12 protein-coding genes are annotated in these 23,085 nt (G+C 70.8%); 9 read left to right on the top strand and 3 right to left on the bottom strand.

Going from position 1 to position 23,085, the window contains the following annotated elements; translation table 11 throughout:
* Positions 1–107 precede the first annotated feature (107 nt).
* A complete protein-coding gene (locus ACLVWQ_RS24980) occupies positions 108–9,155 on the top strand; it encodes a SpvB/TcaC N-terminal domain-containing protein (protein WP_414111401.1) in 9,048 nt (3,015 codons plus the stop codon).
* Positions 9,156–9,248: 93 nt separating this feature from the next.
* A complete protein-coding gene (locus ACLVWQ_RS24985) occupies positions 9,249–9,875 on the top strand; it encodes a hypothetical protein (protein WP_414111402.1) in 627 nt (208 codons plus the stop codon).
* A gap of 29 nt (positions 9,876–9,904) precedes the next feature.
* Here the strand turns inward: ACLVWQ_RS24985 and ACLVWQ_RS24990 are convergent, their stop codons facing one another.
* Entirely contained in the window at positions 9,905–11,245 is a 1,341-nt protein-coding gene (locus tag ACLVWQ_RS24990) for a PucR family transcriptional regulator (RefSeq protein ID WP_414111403.1), read from the bottom strand.
* Positions 11,246–11,407: 162 nt separating this feature from the next.
* On the opposite strand from ACLVWQ_RS24990, the gene ACLVWQ_RS24995 reads away from it, so the two are divergent.
* Complete coding sequence (locus ACLVWQ_RS24995) at positions 11,408–12,334, top strand: proline dehydrogenase family protein (RefSeq protein ID WP_414111404.1); 927 nt, start codon at positions 11,408–11,410, stop codon at positions 12,332–12,334.
* Between the two features lie 45 nt (positions 12,335–12,379).
* Positions 12,380–14,020 carry an L-glutamate gamma-semialdehyde dehydrogenase gene (pruA, locus tag ACLVWQ_RS25000; RefSeq protein ID WP_414111405.1) on the top strand — a complete coding sequence of 547 codons (1,641 nt, stop codon included), beginning with the start codon at positions 12,380–12,382 and terminating at the stop codon, positions 14,018–14,020.
* Between the two features lie 114 nt (positions 14,021–14,134).
* On the opposite strand, the gene ACLVWQ_RS25005 is transcribed toward pruA, so the two are convergent.
* Positions 14,135–15,136, bottom strand: coding sequence for an NADP-dependent oxidoreductase (locus tag ACLVWQ_RS25005; RefSeq protein WP_414111406.1), 1,002 nt, complete (start codon positions 15,134–15,136; stop codon positions 14,135–14,137).
* Between the two features lie 104 nt (positions 15,137–15,240).
* Between ACLVWQ_RS25005 and ACLVWQ_RS25010 the strand changes: the two genes are divergently transcribed.
* Positions 15,241–16,161 carry a LysR family transcriptional regulator gene (locus ACLVWQ_RS25010; protein WP_414111407.1) on the top strand — a complete coding sequence of 307 codons (921 nt, stop codon included), beginning with the start codon at positions 15,241–15,243 and terminating at the stop codon, positions 16,159–16,161.
* Between the two features lie 232 nt (positions 16,162–16,393).
* The gene (locus ACLVWQ_RS25015) at positions 16,394–16,522 is read left to right on the top strand and encodes a hypothetical protein (protein ID WP_269252186.1); all 129 of its coding nucleotides are present in this window, start codon (positions 16,394–16,396) and stop codon (positions 16,520–16,522) included.
* 49 nt (positions 16,523–16,571) lie between these two features.
* Here the strand turns inward: ACLVWQ_RS25015 and ACLVWQ_RS25020 are convergent, their stop codons facing one another.
* Positions 16,572–18,146, bottom strand: a complete 1,575-nt coding sequence (locus ACLVWQ_RS25020; protein WP_414111408.1) for a purple acid phosphatase family protein — start codon at positions 18,144–18,146, stop codon at positions 16,572–16,574.
* Positions 18,147–18,310: 164 nt separating this feature from the next.
* Between ACLVWQ_RS25020 and ACLVWQ_RS25025 the strand changes: the two genes are divergently transcribed.
* The 3 genes from ACLVWQ_RS25025 (at position 18,311) to cimA (ending at position 22,924) form a co-directional block, all read left to right on the top strand.
* Positions 18,311–19,351, top strand: coding sequence for a 3-isopropylmalate dehydrogenase (locus tag ACLVWQ_RS25025; protein ID WP_414111409.1), 1,041 nt, complete (start codon positions 18,311–18,313; stop codon positions 19,349–19,351).
* Between the two features lie 277 nt (positions 19,352–19,628).
* Entirely contained in the window at positions 19,629–20,735 is a 1,107-nt protein-coding gene (locus ACLVWQ_RS25030) for a branched-chain amino acid aminotransferase (protein ID WP_414111410.1), read from the top strand.
* 584 nt (positions 20,736–21,319) lie between these two features.
* Positions 21,320–22,924 carry a citramalate synthase gene (gene cimA / locus ACLVWQ_RS25035; protein ID WP_414111411.1) on the top strand — a complete coding sequence of 535 codons (1,605 nt, stop codon included), beginning with the start codon at positions 21,320–21,322 and terminating at the stop codon, positions 22,922–22,924.
* Positions 22,925–23,085 lie beyond the last annotated feature (161 nt).

The following is a 23,085-nucleotide window of genomic DNA, read 5'->3' on the forward strand; positions in this document are numbered from 1 at the left end:
ATGTGCCTCCAGAACAGCTCAACTACCGGGTTAGCTGATGCTGAAGGGTCGCGCTCATGGCCGGTCGGGTGTGGGGACATAGACGAGGACACAGACGCTTTCTGCCGATGCTGTCAGGGTTCGCCCTGCTCGTGTCGCTGCTCTCCGGCAGCGTCTGGCAGGCCGAGCGGACAGCGCCCGCGGCGGCGGTCCAGCCGCTGGGCGGCTGCGTTCCGGGGTCCCAGGCGTCGGAGAAGGGGCCGATCGCCGCGGAGTCCGCTCCGGTCACGAAGGAGTGGGTCCTCCCGGACACCGGGGTGACCAGGAGCGTCGCACGCGACGGCGCCGAGGCGGCGCTGGCGCCGGAGGCGGTGGACCGGCCGACGGAGGTCGGCGTCCAGCCGCTGAGCGAGAGCAGCATGCCGGGTCTCGGCTCCGGCATGGACAACGTGACCGAGGGGCCGCGCGGTTACCGGTTCACGCCGACCCCGCACACGTTCGAGACCGACATCACGGTGACCCTGCCGTACGACCCGGACGCGGTGAAGGCGGTCGGGCTGACCCCCGACGACGTGCGGACCTTCTACTTCGACGAGGCGGCCGGCTGCTGGCAGCCCCTGGACCGGATCGCGGTCGACCAGGACAAGCAGGTCGTCGTCTCGCGCACCGACCACTTCACCGACATGGTGAACGCCACCGTCACGGCACCCGAGGGCCCCGAGCAGGTCAGTCACGACCCCAACCAGATCAAGGGCATCCAGGCCGCCGACCCCTCCTCCGGCGTCAACCAGATCGACGCCCCGGTCGCCAACAGCCAGGGCGACGCCCGGCTCGCGTACCCGCTGGAGCTTCCGCCGGGCCGGGCCGGAGTCGCGCCCTCGCTCTCCCTCGGCTACTCCTCGGCCTCCGCCGACGGCTGGCTGGGCAGCGGCTGGGAGCTGACGACACCCTCGGTCTCCATCGACACCCGCTGGGGTGTGCCGCGCTACGACGCGGACAAGGAGACCGAGACGTACACACTCAGCGGCGAACAGCTCACCCCTGTCGCGCACCGCACCGAACCCCAGCCGCGCGCCGAGGGCGACAAGGTCTTCCACACCCGCGTCGAGGGCGGCTTCGCCCGCATCGTCCGCACCGGTGACTCGCCGAAGTCGTACGGCTGGGAGGTCACCGACAAGTCCGGGGTCCGCTACGTCTACGGCGGCGAGGGCGCCGTGCTCACCGACGACAAGGGCAGCATCTTCTCCTGGGCGCTGCGCGAGGTGCGCGACCCGCACGGCAACACGGTGCGCTACAGCTACACGCCGGTCGAGGACGCGGGCGTGGCGGGCGGCACGGTCGCCGGCCGCGCACTGTATGTGAAGAAGATCGCCTACACCGGGCACGGGGACAGCGACGGCCCCTACACCGTGACCTTCGTGCGCGACCGCGAACTGGACGAGCCGCGCCGCGCGGACGTGTCCATCGACGCGCGCGGCGGCTTCAAGCGGGTGACCGCGGACCTGCTGCGCCGCGTCGAGGTGCGGTACCACGACGAGTTCGTACGGGGCTATGAACTCGCCTACCGCGAGGGCGCGTTCCACAAGACGCTGCTGAAGTCGGTCGCGCAGCTCGACGCCGAGGGCAAGGTCTTCAACGAGCACGCGTTCTCGTACTACGACGACATCCGAGACGCCGACGGCGCGTACGACGCGTTCGCCAGGGTCGACTGGTCCTCGCCGGACGACAACGTGCGCAACGGCCGGGTCGACGGCGTGCGGTCGGGGGCCGGCGAGGCCGGAGCGCTCAACGGCAACACCTCCACCGGCGCCGGCGGACACCTGTACGTCGGCTTCGGCACGAACCCCTCGAAGAGCGGCTCCGCCGGGGTCAAGGCGGGCTACAACCGGTCCACCGACGAGGGTCTCCTCGCCCTCCTCGACGTGGACGGCGACAACCTGCCCGACAAGGTCTTCGAGCGCGGCGACGGGTACGTCTTCCGCAAGAACCTCTCCCGGCCGGGCGGTGAGCCGAAGTTCGCCGGGACGACGACCGCGCTGCACAACCTCCCCGGCATCTTCCGCGAGTCCTCCAGCAGCCGCACCGCCGGCATCGAGAGCTATCTGGCGGGCGCCCAGCAACTCGACCACGTCAGCACCGTCTCGACCACCCAGCGGTACTTCACCGACGCCAACGCCGACGGCGTGGTGGACCTCGTCGACGGTGCCGCCGTGCTGTTCGGCCGGGTCGGCGCGGACGGCGAGGTGACCTACGGGTCGGCCGCGGACACCCCCGCGCCGATCGGCACGGGCACCGCCGACGTGGCGGGAGCGCTGCCCGACCTGACCGCCGAGCGTGAGCGCCGTATCGCCTCCTTCCCGCTGGTGGACTCGGTGCGCACCTGGACCGCGCCGTACGACGGCACGGTGGCCGTCACCGGCACCGTGGCCCTCCAGGAGGTCGACGGCCCGCTCCCGGAGTTCGCCGACCCCGACGGCGTACGGGTCGCCGTCCAGCACGAGGACCGGGAGCTGTGGTCGGCCCGCGTCCAGGAGGACGACCACGCCCCCCGCACACCCGAGGGCGTCGGCGCGATCGAGGTGGAGCGGGGCGACCAGCTGTACTTCCGGGTCGGCTCGGTCTTCGACGGCGCCGCCGACCAGGTCGCCTGGGACCCCGCGATCGTCTACGCCGGGTTCGAGGCCACCGACGCGAACGGCCTGCCCCTGCACTCCTACAAGGCGTCCGAGGACTTCACCCTCGCCGGACGCGCCGGGAGCGTCGACGTGCCGGCGGCGGGCACCCTGCGCCTGACCGGCGACCTGAAGAAGATGGCGGCGACCACCGACGACGTCACCGTCCTGGTCACCCGGGACGGCGACCCCGTGGTGGAGCGGACCATCGGCGCCGCCGAGACCGGGACCTTCGACCTCGACACGTCGGTCACCGTCACCAAGGGACAGAAACTGTCCTGGCGGATCAAGACGGACTCACCGGTCGACGTCACCCGGCTGGAATGGGCGCCGAAGGCCGAGTACACCGAGGCCGAGGGCGCGGAGGGCGACGCGACGTTCAGCCCGCCCTACGACATCGACACCTATACGACCGGGGGAGCGGTACAGCGCGCGTACACCTCACCCGGCGGCACGCTCACCGTCACCCCGCGCGTCGAGGGCTCCGGCGGCAGCGTGGTCCTCACCGTGAAGAAGCGCGGCGCGCTGCTCGCGAAGCGGACCGTCGAACCGGGCTCCGAACCGCAGTCGCTGCAGGTCGACACGGAGGCGGGCGACGCCCTGTACTTCGACGTCACCGGCTCCCGCGTCAGCGAGGCACAGGTGACCGTGGGGGACGACACCGTCGCCGCCACCGTGCACACCCGCGCCACCGAGGGCACCTTCGCCCGCCCGTACCGCGGCTGGGCCGCCGTCGGCTACAACGGCAACGGCGACCGCGCCGAACGGCCCGTCGAGCAGGGCGACCTGACCGGCGAGGCCATCCCCGCGCGGCTGCCCGACGACGTCGACGCGGACCGGGACCGGGAGGAGTTCGAGAAGGACCCGCGGATCGCCCCGCCCGACGTGGTGCCCCTCACCCCCGACCCGGAGCGGGGCCGCTGGGCCTCCGGTGACGTCTGGGTCGCCGCGGGACAGGTCGCCGGGTCGCGTTACGGCGGCCAGACCATCGGGCTGCCCACCGCAGGATCCCTGGCCTCCGTGCAGGCGGTGCCCCGGATCTCGGAGTCGGAGCAGCTCTCGCTGACCGGCTCGCTCGGCGGTGGCGTGGGCGGCAGCATCGCCCGCGGCACCTCGCAGGGCGTCCTCGACTACCTCGACATGAACGGCGACGGCTACCCCGACGTCGTCGGCTCCTCCGGTGTGCAGTACACCGAACCGACCGGTGTGCTCGGCGCCACCAGGGGCGGTGTCCCCGGCGGCGCGGTGCGCGAGTCGGACACCGTCAGCGGCAACGCCAACGCGGGCAGCGCCGCCCGCACCGTCACCACCGGCCGGGGCCACGCCGCGCCGCCCGCCTCGGGCACCGCCAACACGGCGACGTCCGGCAACGACATGCCCCCGCTGGGCGTCGGCGGCAACCTCGGCACCGGTTCGTCCGACGCCCGCTTCGACCTGCTGGACATCAACGGCGACACCCTGCCCGACCGGGTCTACGAGGACGGCCGCGCCGCCCTCAACCTCGGCTACAGCTTCGCCGCCGCCGAACCCTGGCCCGGCGGGAAGCTCAACGAGGGCGCCAGCTCCAGCGCGGGCGTCAACATCGGCTTCGAGACCGACTTCTACGGCTTCGGCGGCGGTGCCTCCTTCGAGCAGACCTCGTCGTCGACCAAGAACTCCCTGGTCGACGTCAACGGCGACGGCCGCGCCGACCGCGTCCTGGCCGGCGAGCCGATCAGGGTCGCGCTCAACACCGGCTCCGGCTTCGCCGCCCCGGTGCCCTTCAACGGCAGCCTGGAGGGGATCAACGAGGACTCCAACGCCCGGCTCGGCGGCGGCGCCTACTTCACCGTCTCCTTCTGCACGCTGTTCGTGACCGGCTGCGTCATCACCAACCCGGGCGCGAACGTCTCCACCGGCGCCTCGCGCGCCGAGCAGATGCTGCGCGACATCGACGGTGACGGGCTCGCCGACCACCTGGCCTCCACGAAGGACAGCGAGCTGACCGTCGCCGCCAACCGCACGGGCCGCACCAACCTCCTCAAGTCCGTGTCCAGGCCGCTGGGTTCGCGCATCGACCTCGACTACACCCGCGACGGGAACACCTACGACCAGCCGGGCACCCGCTGGCTCCTCAGCGGCGCGAAGGTGCACGACAACCTGCCGGGCGACGGCGCCGACACCCAGTCGCTGGCCTTCACCTACCAGGACGGTGTGTACGACCGTCTGGAGCGCGAGTTCCGGGGCTACGGCAGCGTCGCCACCGTCCAGGACGGGCAGCGCACCTCCACCACGCGGTACGAGACCGGCAGCCACTACACGCGCGGTCTCGTCGAGCGGCAGACGGTGGCGGACAGTTCGGGCGCCCTGTTCACCGAGACGGCCAACACCTACGAGCTGCGGGACATCGCCACCGGCGAGCCCGCCGACGGCCGCTCGACCCGCGCCACGCTCTTCCCGCAGCTGACGAAGACGCAGTCGCGCTGGTACGAGGGCGAGGCGGAACCCGGCGAGAGCACGTCGAGCGTGCTGTCGTACGACGATCTCGGCAACGTCGTCCGCACGATCGACTTCGGCGAACCGGGCGCCTCGGACGACGTGGAGACGCGAACCCGGTACACCGAGTGCGCCGACACCCACATCGTCGGTGTGGCACGCGCGGTCGAGGTGTACGGCGGCGGTACGAAGACGCGGTCGCGCGAGTCGGAGGTGGACTGCGCGACGGGTGACGTCACCCGCCACACGGCCCGGCTCGCCGACGGCACGAAGGCGGTCACCGACCTGGAGTACGACGACACCGGCACCCTGAAGTCGGTGCGGGAGCCGGAGAACCACCGGGGTGAGCGCTACCGGCTGGAGTACGAGTACGACGGCCCGACGGGCACCCATGTGACGAAGACGAAGGACAGCTTCGGCTACCGCTCGACGGGTGCGTACGACCTGAGGTTCGGCGCGCAGACCGAGTCCGTGGACATCAACGACCAGAAGGTCGTGACCACGTACGACCAGGTCGGCCGGGTGGCCTCGGTGACCGGCCCGCACGACCACAAGGCGGACCGTCCGACGATCGCCTTCGAGTACAGCCCCGGGGCGAAGGTCCCGTTCGCGGTCACCCGTCATCTGGACCGCGCCTCGGACGGCAAGGTGAAGGACGACACGATCGACACCGTCACCTTCGTCGACGGTCTGGGCCGCGTCGTCCAGACGAAGAAGGACGCGGAGGTCGCGGGCAAGGACGTGATGACGGTCTCCGGCCGCACCGTCTACGACGCGCTGGGCCGGGCGGTGAAGCAGTACTACCCGGTCACCGAGCCGAAGGGCGACGCGAACACCGACTTCAACCCGGCCGTCGACACGGTCAGGCCGACCACGATCACGTACGACATCATGGACCGCCCGCTGCGCACGGAGCTGCCGGACGACACGGTCACCAGCCTGGAGTACGGCTTCGGCAAGGACCGGTCCGGCGCGACACGGTTCGAGACGGTGGCGACCGACGCGAAGGAGAACCGGACCCGCGCCTACACGGACGCACGGCAGCGGAAGACCGCCGTACGGGAACCGGGCGCGAAGGCGGACGACGCGCCGATCTGGACGTCGTACGAGTACGACGCCCTGGGCCAGCTGACGAAGGTCGGGGACGACCGGCGCAACACGACGAGGAGCGAGTACGACGACTTCGGCCGGCGCACGGTCGTCGACAGCCCGGACACGGGCCGCACCACGACGGCCTACGACCCGGCGGGCAACGTGGTCCGCACGGTCACGGCGAACCTGGCCAAGAAGAACAAGGCGATCGAGTACAAGTACGACTTCAACCGTCTGGAAGAGGTGAAGTACCCGGTCTTCAAGGACAACGGCGTCCGCTACACGTACGGCGATCCGGGCGCCAAGGACAACGCCGCCGGCCGGGTGACGAAGATCGAGGACGCGGCGGGAACGGTGAAGCGGGAGTACGGCCCCCTCGGCGAGGTCGTCCAGGAGACCCGCACGTTGCCGGGCCCCCTCCACACGACCAGCGTCTTCACGACGGGCTACCGCTACGACAGCTTCGGCAGGGTCCTGTCGCTGACGTACCCCGACGGCGAGGAACTGAAGTACACCTACGACAGCGGCGGCCAGGTCACCGCGGCGACGGGCACCAAGAAGCACTACGACTACGACTATCTGAAGTCCCTGGACTACGACAAGTTCGGCCGGCGGACGAGCGTCGAGCTGGGCAACGGCACGGCGACGACCTACGCGTACGACGCCGAGGACCGCCGCCTGGCGACGCTGAACTCGACGCTGCCGAAGGGCGACTCCTTCCAGAACCTGACCTACACGTACGACGCGGTGGGCAACCTCACCCGTCAGGAGAACGCGCCCGACCCCGCCACGAACAGCTCGGAGCCGGGCGGTCCGACCGTCCAGACCTACGAGTACGACAACCTGTACCGCTTGACGAAGGCGACCGGTTCGTACTCCTTCGCGAAGAAGCAGACCGACACGTACGCGGTGTCGACGACGTACGACACGATCCACAACATCACCGGCAAGTCCCAGCGCCACGCGATCGTGCTCGGCGGCGGCGGCGACGACGACGGCGGCGGTGGCGGCTACGAGCACGTGCAGAAGGCCACGACCTACACGCACGGCTACGCGTACAAGGGCCCGAGCCCGCACGCACCCTCACAGGTCGGCTCGGAGGCCCTGTCGTACGACGCGGGCGGCAACCTGGTCGACACCGAGTCCGACACCTTCGGCCACCCGCGCCGCCAGCAGGTCTGGGACGAGGAGAACCGCCTGGCGTGTGTCCTGGACGTGTGGAAGTTCGAGACGGTGGACCAGGAACCGTCGTCCTGCAACAAGCTGCCGACGGCCCGCTTCACGTACGACGCGGACGGTGAGCGGGTCGTCAAGGACGGCGCGCAGACGAACCTCTACCCGAACCAGAACTACTCGACGCGGGGCCTGCAGGAGTTCAAGCACGTCTTCGTCGGTACGACGCGCATCGCGACGAAGACCGCCAAGCCCCTCGGGCTCTACGAGAAGGACCAGTTCTACTACCACTCCGACCAGCTGGGCTCGACGTCGTTCGGCACGGACGAGAAGGGCCGGGTCGCGGAACACCTCGACTACTTCCCGTCGGGAGAGATCTGGGTCGACGAGAACAAGGGGGCTGACAACCCGTACCGGTTCACGGGCAAGGAACTGGACAAGGAGACGGGCTACACGTACCACGGCGACCGCTACTACGACGCGCGGTCGGGCCTGTGGCAGTCCGCCGACCCGGCGCTCGGGGATTACCTGGGCGGCTCGCCGAACGGCGGTGTGTACACGCCGGCGAACCTCTCCTCGTACACCTACGGGGGCAACAACCCGCTGAAGTTCACGGACGGTTCGGGGGCCTATCTCGACCTGGCCATCGAGGTCGTCAGCATCGGTATGGGCGCCGCGAGCTTCGTCAGCAACGTCCGGGAAGGCAACTACTGGTCCGCGGCGGCGGACGCGCTGGGTGTGGTGGCCGACGTGGGGCTGGCCGTCGTACCGGGTGTACCCGGCGGCGTGGGCCTGGCCCGGCAGGCTGTCACCAAGGGCGGTGACGTGGTCGGCGCGGTCGCGACCAAGATCGACGACATCAAGGACGCGGCGCAGGCGGGGAAGGGGACGGCGACCAAGGCGGACGAACTGGCGGGCGGTGCGAAAGCGGACCCGGCGCCGTCCGCGCCCTGCCCGGTGAACAGCTTCGTACCCGGTACCGAGGTCGCGATGGCCGACGGTTCCACCAAGCCGGTCGAGGAGGTCGAGACCGGCGACCTGGTCCTGGCCACGGACCCGGAGACCGGCCGCACACAGGCCGAGCCGGTCACCCACCTGATCACCGGACAGGGTGAGAAGGACCTGGTCAGGGTCACGCTCGATGTGGACGGCGACAAGGGAGAGCGGACGGCCTCGGTCACCGCGACCGACGAGCACCCCTTCTGGGTCGAGGCGCTGGGGCGCTGGCTGGACGCGGAGGACCTGGAACCGGGCATGTGGCTCCGCACGAGCGCGGGCACCCACGTCCAGATCACAGCGGTGAAGGCATGGACGGCCCGCGACGAACAGGTCCACAACCTCACGGTCGCCGACCTGCACACGTTCTACGTGGTGGCCGGGACGGAGCAGCTCCTCGTCCACAACTCGTGTGTCAACGGCGACGCGCCCAACGTGAAGGGGAAGCAGGGCGTCGACCGGGCCGAGGCGGAACTCGTCGACAGCGGGCACACGGTCGTCGGCCGGGAGGTGCATGTGCAGGTGCCCGGTACGGAGCGTGGAGCCAAGGGGACGTACCGCAAGTACGACCTGGCCACCAAGAAGGACGACGTCCTCTTCTTCCACGAGGTCAAGAACGGACCCAGGGCTCAGTACGGCTGGCGCCAGCGGGACGTCGACGATGTGCTCATGGAGGTGGGAGGCACCCCCTACGGGTCGGGTGCCGGTCCGCTCGCCGAGAAGTGGCTGGATCCCGGTGAGTTCGTGATCAACGTCACCTGGTTCTAGTCCCGGAACCCCCGTTCTGGTCCCGGCGTACGGAGGCGGTGCCGCGGAATCCCTCCGCGGCACCGCCTCGCACCGGCCCTAGGATCGCAAACCATGACGGCAGCGGACCTCAGACGCGCTCTGTACCGGGCACTCCGACCCGAACTGCTGACGTCGGGCTTCACGAAAGCCGCCCGCCGCCAGCGGTACGACCTGCCCCTGGGGGACGGGGTCTCCGGTTTCGTGGAGTTCGCCGACGCGACGAAGAGGACCCGTGACCACGTCTGGGTGAGTCTCGCGGTGGGGCTGGTCTTCCGCGACATGGAAGAGCTGATCTCTGGGTGGTGCGGCGATTCCATGGAGCATCTGATGTCGGCGCACTCCAACATCGGGTACACCCGCCCGGCCGGCGGCTGGTTCGAGGTCGTCTTCAGCGACGCCGAGCCGGTCGACCGGGGTGTCGCGGCCCTCAGCGCCGCAGTCCGGGACGAGGCGGTTCCCTTCCTCAGGAGGAACTCCGGCTTCCTGGACATCGCACGCCTCTACGAGGAGGGCCTGCCCATGCTGCCCCTGTCCGTGGAGGAACGGCTGCCGCTCGCCTACGCCCTGGGCGGGGAGCTGGACAGGGCGTACGAGGCGCTGCTCCCGATCCAGGGAAAGGCCGACTCGGGAGAGCAGCCCGCGCGACTCCTCAGAAGGCTCGCCTATCTCGACGGATTCCGGTCGCGCTTCCCCCGCTGAACGGCTGACGCACGACCAGTGCGGCGGTGTCACAGGCGCCGTGCCTTCAGCGCCATGTGCAGCAACAGCCTGTCCTCGCCGTCGTCCAGGTCGAGGCCCGTGAGCTGTTCGATGCGGGACAGGCGGTAGTAGAGGGTCTGGCGGTGGATGCCCAGCTCGGCGGCGGTGCGGCTCGCCTGGCCCGCGCAGTCCAGGAACACCTCGGCGGTGCGGGCCAGTTCGCGGTGGGCCGGGGTGAGCAGCGGGCGCACGGCCGGGTCGTGGGCGCCGGCCGGGGGCAGCGCCGTCAGCAGGCGGTACGGGCCGATCGACGCCCAGTGTGCGACCGGCCCCAGCCGGGGCTCGGCCAGTGCCGCGCGGGCACCGGCCGAGGCCTCCTGCCAGGCGCCGGCGAGGTCGGCGAGACCGGTACGGGGCACGGCGATCCCGGCGGCGGCCCTACCGGGCGAGGCGTGACCGGCGGTGGCCCGGCTTGGCTCTTGACCGGCGGTGGTCCTACCGAGTGGGGCGTGACCGGCCGCGGTCCGATCGGGCGAGCCCTGACCGGCCGTGATTCCTCCCGCCGCGGCCTGGCCGAGCGACGCGGGCTTCCGTACCTCCTCAGCCCGTTCCAGCAGGCGGGAGGCCGCCGTCGTCGCCGGGGTCAGGGTCTCCGGGGAGCGCAGCCGGACCAGGAGGGCCAGGCTCTGGTCGGCCGTGGTCGTCGTCGTGGTGGCCCAGGGGAGGGTGCACAGGGCGGTGGCGCCCGGGATGGTGCGTACGGACGGGGCGTCGTCGGGGTCCGCCGAGGGCCAGGGCGCCACGCAGACCAGCACGAACAAGCCGTCGCCGCGCGGCCCGAGGGCGTCGCGCAGTTCCGTCACCGCCATCTCGTGCTGCCAGCCGCTCCCGGCGGTGAGGACGGCCCGCAGCTCGCGGCTCAGGTCCGCCCCCGCCTGCGCCTCGTCCGCGAGCAGCGCGCCGATGCGCGGCGTCACCTCCATGGCCGCCGCGAGCTGTCGCTCGGTGGGGCCCGGCTCGTCGGCCAGGAGCCACACATAGCCGAGGGCGACACCCCGATGGCGTACCGGCAGGCAGACGCGTCCCCGGTTGACGCCCGCCTCCGGGGTCGGCGGGATCCGGACCGGCCCACTCGCCCGCGCGATGCCGAAACTCTCGAACCAGGTGCGGACCGTCGCCGTGGAGCGGCGCGTGAGGATGGAGCGGGCCCGCACCGGGTCAAGGGTGGAGGCGTCCAGCTCGCCCTCGCTGTCGTACGCGCCGAAGGCGATCAGCTCGAAATCGCGGTTCTCCAGCGTCGCGGGGGCGCCGAGCAGCTCCGAGATCTCGTCGACCAGCTCCTGGTAGTCACCCTTGAATTCCGACGTCACCCGGGCAGTCTCCCTCATCTCCCGAGGCACTCACCCGCAGCTTCATACATCTGTCTGAGATCCAGGGCACGGATGCGTGACAGCTGTCGATGGCCGACGATCGGAACGATCCTTAGGTTTCACGGTGGTTCTCCGTTGTCCGGCCATGTGTGGAGGTGCCCCGTGCTGGGTCCCGTGATTCTCGCCGCCTCGCGCAGCGACCGGATCCGCCGTCTCGTCTCGGCGGCCCCGGTGACGAAGCAGGTCGTCGACCGCTTCATCCCCGGCGAGAGCGTCGAGCAGGTCGTGCCGATCATCCAGGACCTCACGGCCAAGGGCCTTGAGCTGACCATGGACGTGGTCGGCGAGGACATCACCACCCCTGAGCAGGCCGGGGCCGCCCGCGACGCCTACCTGGAGCTGGTCGCCCGCCTCGCGGAGCTGGACCTCGGGACGCGCGCCGAGATGTCGGTGAAGCTGTCCCTGTTCGGGCAGGCGCTGGACGGCGGCCACGAGCTGGCCCTCGCCAACGTCCGCCCCGTCGTCGAGGCCGCCGCCGCCATCGGCACCACGGTCACGCTCGACGCCGAGGACCACACCACCCTCGACTCGATGTTCGCGATCCACGAGGAGCTGCGGAAGGACTTCCCGCAGACCGGCTGCGTCATCCAGGCGTACCTCTTCCGCACCGAGGCGGACGCCCGCCGCCTCGCCGCGAACGGCAGCCGCGTACGGCTCGTGAAGGGCGCGTACAAGGAGCCCGCCGAGGTCGCGCACCAGCAGAAGCCGGAGATCGACAAGGCGTACGTCCGGGTGCTGCGCATCCTGATGGAGGGCGACGGGTACCCGATGATCGGGTCCCACGACCCGCGCCTGATCTCCATCGCGCAGGAACTGGGGCGGCGCGCCGGGCGCAAGCCGGGCGAGTACGAGTTCCAGATGCTGTACGGGATCAGGAGCGACGAGCACCTGCGGCTCGCCGCCGAAGGCCACCGCATGCGGGTCTACACCGCCTACGGCACCGACTGGTACGGCTATTTCATGCGCCGCCTCGCGGAGAAGCCCGCCAACCTGCTGTTCTTCGCCCGCTCGGTCCTCACCAAGGACTGACCCCCGGCCGTCACCACCACCCGCTCATTAAGGAGTACGGAACTCATGGACGCTGTGACCCAGGTCCCCACCCCCGTCAACGAGCCGGTGCACGGCTATGCCCCCGGCTCGCCCGAGCGTGCCCGGCTGGAGGCCAAGCTCAAGGAGCTGGCCGAGAACCCGATCGACCTGCCGATGACCATCGGCGGCGAGCAGCGCATGGGCGGCGGCGAGCCCTTCCAGGTCGTGCAGCCGCACAACCACAAGGCCGTCATCGGCACCCTGCGCAACGCGACGCAGGCCGACGCCCAGGACGCCGTCGACGCGGCCCTCGCCGCCGCGCCCGCCTGGCGCGCCATGTCCTTCGACGACCGGGCCGCGATCATCCTGCGCGCCGCCGAACTGCTCTCGGGACCCTGGCGCGAGACCCTCGCCGCCTCCACCATGCTGGGCCAGTCCAAGACCGCCCAGCAGGCCGAGATCGACTGTCCCTGCGAACTGGTCGACTTCTGGCGCTTCAACGTCAGCTACGCCCGCGACCTGCTCGCCGAGCAGCCGCCGGCGAACTCGCCCGGCGTCTGGAACCGGCTCGACCACCGCCCGCTCGAAGGCTTCGTCTACGCGATCACGCCGTTCAACTTCACGGCCATCGCGGGCAACCTGCCCACGGCCCCGGCGCTCATGGGCAACGTCGTCGTCTGGAAGCCGTCCCCGACGCAGACCCACGCCGCCGTGCTGCTGATGCGGCTCCTGGCGGAGGCGGGCCTGCCCAAGGGCGTCATCAACCTTGTCACCGGCGACGGCGTCGCGGTCTCCGAGGTCGCCCTGGAACACCGCGACCTGGCCGGCGTCCACTTCACCGGCTCGACCAAGACCTTCCAGTACCTGTGGAAGACGGTCGGCAACAACATCGAGAAGTACCGCACCTACCCGCGCATGGTCGGCGAGACCGGCGGCAAGGACTTCGTCGTGGCGCACCCGAGCGCCGACCGCGCTGTCCTGAAGACCGCGCTGACCCGCGGCTCCTTCGAGTACCAGGGCCAGAAGTGCAGCGCCTCCTCGCGCGCCTACGTCCCGGCCTCGATCTGGAACTCCGGCTTCAAGGAGGAGTTCGCGGCGGAGGTCGACGGCATCACCATGGGTGACGTCACCGACCTGTCGAACTTCGTCGGCGCCGTCATCGACGAGCGGTCCTTCGCCAAGAACAAGGCCGCGATCGACCGGGCCGCCGCGGACCCGACCTGCACGATCGTCGCGGGCGGCACGTACGACGACTCGGTGGGCTACTTTGTGCGCCCGACCGTCGTCGAGTGCTCCGACCCGGCCAACGAGGTCTTCACGACGGAGTACTTCGGTCCGTTCCTCGCCGTGCACGTCTACGACGACAGCGCCCCGGACGCGTACGAGGCGATGCTGACCCAGATGGAGTCGGTGTCGGACTACGCGCTCACCGGCTCGGTCGTCGCGGGCGACCGTGCCGCCGCCGCGTACACGATGGAAAAGCTCCGCTACGCGGCGGGCAACTTCTACATCAACGACAAGTCGACCGGTGCCGTCGTCGGCCAGCAGCCCTTCGGCGGCGGCCGCGCGTCCGGCACGAACGACAAGGCGGGTGCCCCGCAGAACCTGATGCGCTGGACGCTGACCCGTGCCATCAAGGAGACGCTGGTCCCGCCGACCGACTACCCGTACCCGCACATGGGCTGAGACCTGCCCGCACCTGGACCGGGACGCCCCCGCACCCGGGCCGGCGTCCCACTGAACCGCCCCCGCCCCGGAAGCATCCCCTCCGGGCCGGGGGCGGCGTGCGTGGAGACCCGGTCAGGCCCGGCGGACGATCATCTTGCCCGTGTTGCCGCCTCGCAGCATCGACAGGAACGCCGCCACGATGTTCCCGAACCCGTCGACGACCGTCTCGTCAAGCGCGAGCCGGCCGGCGAGCAGATGCGGTACGGCGAACTCGTACAACTCCTCCTGCGCGTCGTGGTGGTCGCGCACCAGGAAGCCCTCGATGCGCAGGCTCTTCTCGACGACGTCGGCGTGGTCGAAGAGCGCGGCCGTCGGGTCCGGGGTGTTGTACTGGCCGACCGTGCCGATCCGCACCACCCGGCCGCGCTCGCGCAGGGCGCCGATCGCCGCGCCGAGCTGGTCGCCGCCGACGTTGTCGACGAACAGGTCGATGCCGTCCGGAGCCGCCTTCGCCAACTGCCCGGCGACCGGGCCCTCGTGGTAGTCGAAGGCCGCGTCGTAGCCGACCTCCCGCGTCAGGTACGCGACCTTCGCCGCCGAGCCCGCGCTGCCCACCAGGCGCCCCGCGCCCAGGAGCCGGGCGAAGCGCCCGGTGGCGGTGCCGACCCCGCCGGCCGCCGCCGACACGAACAGGTCGTCCCCCGCCCGCAGCCGCGCGATCCGGGTGAGCCCGACGTACGCGGTCAGGCCCGTGCCGCCGAAGAGGCTCAGATGCGCGGAGAGCGGTACGCCTTCGTGGCGGGGCAGCCGCCTGGTCTCCTCGGGGCGTACGACGGAGTGGGTGCGCCAGCCCAGCCGGTGGAACACGATCTCGCCCTCGGGCAGCGCCGGAGCACGGGAGGCGACGACCCGGCCCAGGGCACGGCCCTCCAGCGGGGCGTCCAGCTCGAAGTCCCCGTCCATCATTTCGCGGTGGTACGGGTCGACGGACCAGTAGAGGTTCTCCACCAGGGCCGTGCCCGGCGCCGGTTCGGGCACGGGCGACTCGGCGAAGCGGAAGTGCTCAGGGGTGGGGAACCCGGTCGGGCGGGAGGTCTGCTGCACGGTGAGCGCGAGATCGGTCGAGGAGGTCATGGAAGGGACCGTAGGAAGGAATGGCCGGGGTGGGCAGACGGTTGCGCTCATGGAACGGCCGCATCCATGAGCCGTCCGCATAGCACCAGGTGGGAGCCCCTCTCATGAGCACAGCTGATCTCGCACCCCAGGAACTGCGCACCCTGGTGGCCGTCGCGGGCGAGGGCGGCTTCTCCGCGGCGGCCGTGGCGCTCGGCACGACCCAGTCCGCCATGTCCCACGCGGTGCGCGGCATCGAGCGCAAACTCGGTGTCGTCCTCTTCGAGCGGGGCCGCCACGGCGCCCGCCCCACCCCCGCCGGCACCCGGGCCGTGGCCCACGCGCGGCGCGTCCTGCGCATGCTGGACATGCTCGCCGCCGAGACCCGGGGCGTGGGCGCGGGCCCCGGCGGCACCGACACCGTCGCCGGACCGCTGCGCGTCGCCGCGTTCCGCAGCGCCGCCCTGCATCTGCTGCCGCCCGCGCTGGAACGGCTGACGGCACGGCACCCGGGCATCGAGCCGACGGTCCGGGTCGTACGGGAGGTCGGACCCGGCACCGCGGGGGAGGTGGCCGAGGGCCGGGCGGACCTCGGCATCGCCACCCTGGGCACGGGTGCGCCCGTGCCCCCGGGACTGGTCGGCGACGTCCTCCTGGAGGAGCCGTACTCCCTGGTCCACCCGGCGGGGCATCCCCGGCCGCGCACCCTGCCGCTGGTCGACTGGCGGGAGAACTGCTCGGCGTACACCCGCGGCTGGTGGGCCGAGCAGGACTGGATCCCGGGCGCGACGGTCCGCGCGGAGGACGACGGGGCGGTGCTCTCGATGGTGACCAGCGGTCTCGGCATGGCCATCATGCCCGCGCTGTCCCTGACGGGCGCCCCGCCGTCCCTGGAGATCACCGACCTGGGACCGGACCGCCCGACCCGGTCCGTCGGCTACGTCACCACACCCGAGCTCGCCACGACGGTCGCGGTGCGCGCGCTGATCAGGGAGCTGAGGGCGCTCGCGCCGCGAAAAGCAAAAGCGCAGGTCAGCGCGGTGTGACTCGATCGGCCGTCTCAGATAGTAGGAAGTCCGAGTAATTATGGGACAGATTCCCGGTCCTCATTTAGCTTTATAGGAGCCGAACGTCTCGCTAGACCCAGCGAATGGCGGTCGTGAGCCGGAGCCCCTGGCAGGCAACCCCTGCGGCGCCGCTCGCCGCCTCTTCCGGCGTCTCGTAATCCCCTCACCGCACTTCCGGCGGTCGCTGCCGGAGGCAAGGAGTCGATTCATCATGGCCGAGACGACCGTCCGCCGAGTCCGTCACGTCTCCCGTACGAGCGAGTCCGACCGCAAGAACGCCGCCGCCGCGCTCCAGCGCGCCCTCGACCGCAGGGACAACGGCGGCTCGACGGGCCACTGAGACCCGCAGCAGCCGGGAGCCGCGCCCGCTCGGGGTGCGGTGCGGGGCCTCACGCTCCGCGCCGCACCTCGAAATGGTCGATGCGCCTGCCGCTCTCGGCGAGCGCCGACACCTTCAGCCGGGGCGCCGGACCGGTCTCCACCTCCACCGAGAGGAAGGAGTAGCCGGTGTACCGCACCCGCGACCACTCCACGGTGTCGGGGTTCTGGTCCCGCGACTTCGTCCAGTGGTACGTCTCCACCGACTCGCGGTCGACGACCTTGCCCTCGTAGCTGTCCTTCACCCCGGACGGGAAGCTGTACAGGCTCTTGCCCGCGCCGCCGGCCGTGACGTACACGATCCCGTCCCGCTTCGGGTCGGTCGACGCGCCGATCGGCACCGGCTTGCCCACCGCGCCGTTCTTGACGGCGTCGGTCCGCTCGTACACGTGATTGTGGCCGTTGATCACGAGATCCACCTCGTGCTTGCTGAACAGCGGCAGCCAGGCGGCCCGTACCCCGCCGTCCGAGGCGTGGGTCGACGTCGAGTAGGCGCAGTGGTGGAAGAAGACCACGACGAAGTCGGCCTCCTCGCGCAGCTCCCCGAGCCGTTTGTCGAGCCAGGCCGTCTGACGGCCCTCCGTGTAGCCCTTGTTGGCGGGGATCTCGTACGACACGTCGTTCGCGTCCAGGGCCACGATCGCGACGTTGCCGTAGGTGAAGGAGTAGACGCCCGGGGCGTTCTTCGCGTCGAAGCCGTTGTCCGGGAGGGAGAAGCGTGCCGACTGTCCGCCGTATCCGTTCGGTGAGTACCAGGCCTCCATGTCGTGGTTGCCGGTGGTCACCATCCACGGCACGGTCCTCGCGACCGTCTCCGTCTGCTTGAGGAACAGGTCCCAGGCGGTGGGGTCGTAGATGTCCGACTCCTTGCCGTGGCCCGTCACGTCCGCGTAGCAGATGTCGCCCGCGTGCAGATGGAAGGCCGGCTCGCGGCCGAGGATCAGCTTGTCGTTGGCGAGCGCGTCGGGGGTGACGCCCTGGTCGCCGAACGCCGTGAACACGAACCTCTCCGGAGCGGCGGGCGCCGTCGTGAACGAGCCGACCGTGGCACGCCGTTCCGCGGACGCGGGATCGAACCCCTCGTGGCCGACCCCGTAGTAGTACGTCGTGCCGGGGCGCAGCCCGTCCAGCGCCGCGTGCAGGTAGTACTGGTCGAGAGCGAGCCGCACGCCGTCGAGCCCGGGGGTGTGCAGCTCGCGGACCTCGGCCTCGATCTTCCGGCTCAGGTCCCCGGGCCCCGGCCCCACCCGCACGTACGGCTTCCTGACGGCGAGCGGCACCTGCCAGGAGATCCGCATCTGGGTCTTCGGGTCCGCGCCGAACGCGAGATGGCGGCCGAAGGGGGTGACGACCGCGCCGTCCACCCGCTCGGTGGGGGAGCCGCCGGCCAGGGGCGAGGCGGACCGGCTCGGCCCGTCCGTGCCGGAGCCCGAGCCGGAGCAGCCGGTCAGCAGGCCGCCGGCCACCGCGCCCGCGCTCACCAGGGCGCGTCGGCGGGTGAACTTCGTCCGCAGGTACTCGTACTGCTCCGCCATGCTCATCCGGCCTGCGAGCTCCGGCGGGATGCCGACGTCGGGAGTGTCCATGGGTGCGAACTTCCCATCAAGGGCCAACAATCGCCATACGTACAGGTGAACGGCGGTTGACGGCTTGCTGCTCGGGCCGACGGTCCGCCCACCCGCTCTCTCCCGCCCTGTCCGCATGACGGACACCCCATGTCATCCCCTGGGACGGGGAGTAGGGTGCCGACATGTCTCGCAGCATCGATCTCGCAGTGATCCCCGGTGACGGCATCGGCCAGGAAGTCGTGGCCCAAGGCCTGAAGGTCCTCCTCGCCGTCCTTCCGCAGGATGTGAAGCTGGAGACCAAGGAGTTCGACTTCGGCGCCCGGCGCTACCACGCCACCGGTGAGACGCTCACCGACGCCGACCTGGACGCCCTGAAGCAGCACGACGCCATCCTGCTCGGCGCGATCGGTGACCCGTCCGTGCCGTCCGGTGTCCTGGAGCGCGGCTTCCTGCTCAAGCTCCGCTTCGCCTTCGACCACCACGTCAACCTGCGTCCGTCGAAGCTCCTCCCGGGTGTCGCCACCCCGCTCGCGGGCCAGCCGGAGATCGACTTCGTCGTCGTCCGCGAGGGCACCGAGGGCCCGTACACCGGCAACGGCGGCACGATCCGCAAGGGCACCCCGCACGAGGTCGCCACCGAGGTCTCCGTGAACACGGCCTTCGGTGTCGAGCGTGTCGTGCGCGACGCCTTCGCCCGCGCCCAGGCCCGCCCCCGCAAGAAGCTCACGCTGGTCCACAAGAACAACGTGCTGACCTTCGCGGGCCACCTGTGGACGAACACCTTCAACAAGGTGGCCGAGGAGTTCCCCGAGGTCACCACGGACTACATCCACGTGGACGCCGCGACGATCTACCTCGTCACGGACCCGGCACGCTTCGACGTGATCGTCACCGACAACCTCTTCGGCGACATCATCACCGACCTCGCCGCGGCCGTCTCCGGCGGCATCGGCGTCGCCGCCTCGGGCAACATCAACCCGAGCGGTGAGTTCCCGTCCATGTTCGAGCCGGTGCACGGCTCGGCCCCGGACATCGCGGGCCAGGGCAAGGCCGACCCCAGCGCCACCGTCCTGTCCGTCGCGCTCCTGCTGCGTCACCTCGGCTACGAGACCGAGGCCGCGCGCATCGAGGACGCCGTCTCCGCCGACCTCGCGGAGCGCGGCACCACGACCCGTACCACCGAGGAGATCGGCGACGCTCTCGCGGGCCGAGTATCCGGCTGACCCGCCGGTACCACCCAAGCCGCCGGGTCGCTTCCAGCACCCGGCGGCTTTTCGTATGCCTCGCCGGGTGTCACCATCAATCCCTGGGCCGCATTCACACCGTTTTCGCCCCCCATGGCCTTCCTGGCACGGGTGGTGCCCCATTCGGCTCATCTCGCGCGATAATCGAACGCGGAGCCGCGAAATGAGGGAATGCTCGGACGTCCTAACACTGGCCACTGGCAGTAGAGGCGTGAGCGCGGCCCGTCACACACAACCGGTGAAGGACTAACCACTCATGACGACGCCCACGATCGAGCTCAAGCCGTCCTCGGCCCCGCTGTCCGAAGCGGAGCGCGAGGCGATCCTGGCCAACCCCGGGTTCGGCCGCCACTTCACCGACCACATGGTGACCATCAAGTGGACCGAGGGCCGCGGCTGGCACGACGGCCAGCTCACGCCGTACGGCCCGCTCTCGCTGGACCCCGCGACCAACGTCCTGCACTACGCGCAGGAGATCTTCGAGGGTCTGAAGGCATACCGGCAGCCCGACGGCTCCGTCGCCACGTTCCGCCCGGACAAGAACGCCCTGCGCTTCCAGTCCTCCGCCCGCCGTCTCGCCATGCCCGAGCTGCCCGTCGAGACCTTCGTCGAGGCCTGCGACGCGCTCGTCCAGCAGGACAAGGCATGGGTGCCGGCGCACGGCGGCGAGGAGTCGCTCTATCTGCGCCCGTTCATGATTGCGACCGAGGTCGGCCTGGGCGTCCGGCCCGCGAACGAGTACCTCTTCCTGGTCATCGCGTCCCCGGCCGGTGCCTACTTCACCGGCGGTGTGCAGCCCGTCTCCATCTGGCTCTCCGAGGACCGCGTGCGCGCCGTCCCGGGCGGCATGGGCGACGCCAAGACCGGCGGCAACTACGCCGCGTCCCTGCTCGCCCAGGCCGAGGCCGCCGCGAAGGGCTGCGACCAGGTCTGCTACCTCGACGCCGTCGAGCACAAGTGGGTCGAGGAACTGGGCGGCATGAACCTGTACTTCGTGTACGGGGGCGAGCCCGGTGAACAGCCGCGGATCGTCACGCCCACCCTGTCCGGGTCCATCCTGGAGGGCGTCACCCGCGACTCGCTCCTCTCCGTCGCCCGTGACCTCGGCTACCGGTCCGAGGAGGCCCGGGTCTCCAGCGAGCAGTGGAAGCGCGACGCCGAGAACGGCAGCCTCACCGAGGTCTTCGCCTGCGGCACCGCGGCCGTCATCACCCCCGTCGGCACGGTGAAGAGCCCCGCGGGCGAGTGGCGGCAGGGCGACGGCGGCCCCGGCGAGGTCACGCTCAAGCTCCGCGAGGCACTCCTGGACATCCAGCGCGGCGTCGGCGAGGACAAGCACGGCTGGATGCACAACCTGGGCTGAGCCCGGTCGTGCTGCGGGCTGAGTCCGGGTGATACCTGGGCTGATCCCCGGGCCGGGCTCCGGGCTCGGGCTCCGGGTCGAGCCCGGGTCGGGTGCCGGGCTGAGGCTCCGTGCCATACCTGGGTCGTGCCGTGGGCCGGGTTCACGGGTCGTACCTGGTCCGAGTCCCCGGGCCGAGGCTCCGGGCCAACCCGTGGCTGACTCGCCCGTTCACGCGCCGCGCCGCGCCGGGCCGGCCCGGGGCCCAGCCCGTACCCGTACCCTGCTCGCCATGATCAGCGCAGTGCTCGCATCCTGAGACGGACAGTGAGCACGGGGGTGGTCTGTGCCAGACTGCTCCCGTGCTCTCGTTCGCCACGATTATTGGCAGCAGGCGCGCCGGTCCGCAGTGACCACCACGTACGACCAGGTACGGGTGGACACCGTCGTCTCGACCCGCGCGCAGACCTCTCGCACCCGCGAGGGGTTTTTCGCTTTTCTGGCCCACCTTCAGCCGGAGACGAGAGCGCGAGGGACCATGTGGGGGCGGCGGAGCCGGTCATTCCGGTACCGACCGAGATCCAATCCTCAGGAGTCTGGACACCATGACCGAAACCAGCGAGCTCGACGACTCGTTCCACGTCTTCGACACCACCCTGCGCGACGGCGCGCAGCGGGAGGGCATCAACCTCACCGTCGCGGACAAGCTGGCCATCGCACGGCACCTGGACGACTTCGGCGTGGGCTTCATCGAGGGCGGGTGGCCCGGTGCGAACCCGCGCGACACCGAGTTCTTCGCCCGCGCCCAGCAGGAGATCGACTTCAAGCACGCCCAGCTCGTCGCCTTCGGGGCCACACGCAGGGCGGGAGCCAAGGCGAGTGAGGATCCGCAGGTCAAGGCACTCGTCGAGGCCGGCGCGCCGGTCGTCACGATCGTCGCCAAGTCCCATGACCGGCACGTCGAGCTGGCGCTGCGCACGACCCTCGAAGAGAACCTGGAGATGGTCCGCGACACCGTCGCCCACCTGCGCGAGCAGGGCCGCCGCGTCTTCGTCGACTGCGAGCACTTCTTCGACGGCTACCGGGCGAACCCGCAGTACGCGAAGGCCGTCGTCCGGGCCGCCGCGGAGGCCGGCGCCGACGTCGTCGTCCTGTGCGACACCAACGGCGGCATGCTGCCCGCCCAGGTCCAGGCCGTCGTGGCCACCGTCCTCGCCGACACCGGGGCGCGCCTGGGCATCCACGCCCAGGACGACACGGGCTGCGCCGTCGCGAACACCCTCGCCGCCGTGGACGCGGGCGCGACCCACGTCCAGTGCACGGCGAACGGCTACGGCGAGCGCGTCGGCAACTCCAACCTCTTCCCGGTCGTCGCGGCCCTGGAGCTCAAGTACGGCAAGAAGGTCCTCCCCGAGGGCGCGCTGTCCGAGATGACCCGCATCTCGCACGCGATCGCCGAGGTGGTGAACCTCACCCCGTCCACGCACCAGCCGTACGTCGGTGTCTCGGCCTTCGCCCACAAGGCGGGCCTGCACGCCTCGGCGATCAAGGTCGACCCGGACCTGTACCAGCACATTGACCCCGAGCAGGTCGGCAACACGATGCGGATGCTCGTCTCCGACATGGCCGGCCGTGCCTCCATCGAGCTCAAGGGCAAGGAACTCGGCGTCGACCTGCGCGGCGACCGCGAGCTGGTCGGCCGGGTGGTGGACCGGGTCAAGGAGCGCGAGCTCCAGGGCTACACGTACGAGGCCGCGGACGCCTCCTTCGAGCTGCTCCTGCGGGAGGAGGCCGAGGGGAAGGCCCGCACGTACTTCGCCGTCGAGTCCTGGCGGGCGATCGTCGAGGACCGCCCCGACGGCAGCCACGCCAACGAGGCCACGGTCAAGCTCTTCGCCAAGGGCGAGCGGATCGTCGCCACGGCGGAGGGCAACGGACCGGTCAACGCGCTGGACAGAGCCCTGCGGGTGGCCCTGGAGACGATCTACCCGCAGCTCGCCAAGCTGGAACTCGTCGACTACAAGGTCCGCATCCTGGAGGGCAAGCACGGCACGCAGTCCACGACGCGGGTCCTGATCTCGACGTCGGACGGTTCCGGGGAGTGGTCGACGGTAGGCGTGGCGGAGAACGTGATCGCGGCGTCGTGGCAGGCCCTGGAGGACGCGTACACCTTCGGCCTGCTCCGGGCGGGGGTCGAGCCGGCGGAGTAGTCCCACCGCTCTGGGTTCTCGCCCCTGCCGCCCCTTCCCTTCCCGTCCCTGGGGGCTGCGCCCCCCAGACCCCCGCGAAAAGATTGCGCAGTTCCCCGCGCCCCTGAGGTAGGCATGCCTAGGGGCGCGGGGAACCGCGCAACGGGGTTCGGGGGCGGAGC

The organism is Streptomyces sp. CWNU-52B (assembly GCF_047444975.1).
Taxonomy (GTDB): domain Bacteria; phylum Actinomycetota; class Actinomycetes; order Streptomycetales; family Streptomycetaceae; genus Streptomyces.

Coding starts and splice junctions, on each gene's coding strand:
- pruA (WP_414111405.1), top strand. CDS start 12,380: ATGGACGCTGTGACCCAGGTCCCCACCCCCGTCAACGAGCCGGTGCAC.
- ACLVWQ_RS24980 (WP_414111401.1), top strand. CDS start 108: ATGCTGTCAGGGTTCGCCCTGCTCGTGTCGCTGCTCTCCGGCAGCGTC.
- cimA (WP_414111411.1), top strand. CDS start 21,320: ATGACCGAAACCAGCGAGCTCGACGACTCGTTCCACGTCTTCGACACC.
- ACLVWQ_RS25015 (WP_269252186.1), top strand. CDS start 16,394: ATGGCCGAGACGACCGTCCGCCGAGTCCGTCACGTCTCCCGTACGAGC.
- ACLVWQ_RS25025 (WP_414111409.1), top strand. CDS start 18,311: ATGTCTCGCAGCATCGATCTCGCAGTGATCCCCGGTGACGGCATCGGC.
- ACLVWQ_RS25005 (WP_414111406.1), bottom strand. CDS start 15,136: ATGACCTCCTCGACCGATCTCGCGCTCACCGTGCAGCAGACCTCCCGC.
- ACLVWQ_RS25020 (WP_414111408.1), bottom strand. CDS start 18,146: ATGGACACTCCCGACGTCGGCATCCCGCCGGAGCTCGCAGGCCGGATG.
- ACLVWQ_RS25030 (WP_414111410.1), top strand. CDS start 19,629: ATGACGACGCCCACGATCGAGCTCAAGCCGTCCTCGGCCCCGCTGTCC.
- ACLVWQ_RS25010 (WP_414111407.1), top strand. CDS start 15,241: ATGAGCACAGCTGATCTCGCACCCCAGGAACTGCGCACCCTGGTGGCC.
- ACLVWQ_RS24985 (WP_414111402.1), top strand. CDS start 9,249: ATGACGGCAGCGGACCTCAGACGCGCTCTGTACCGGGCACTCCGACCC.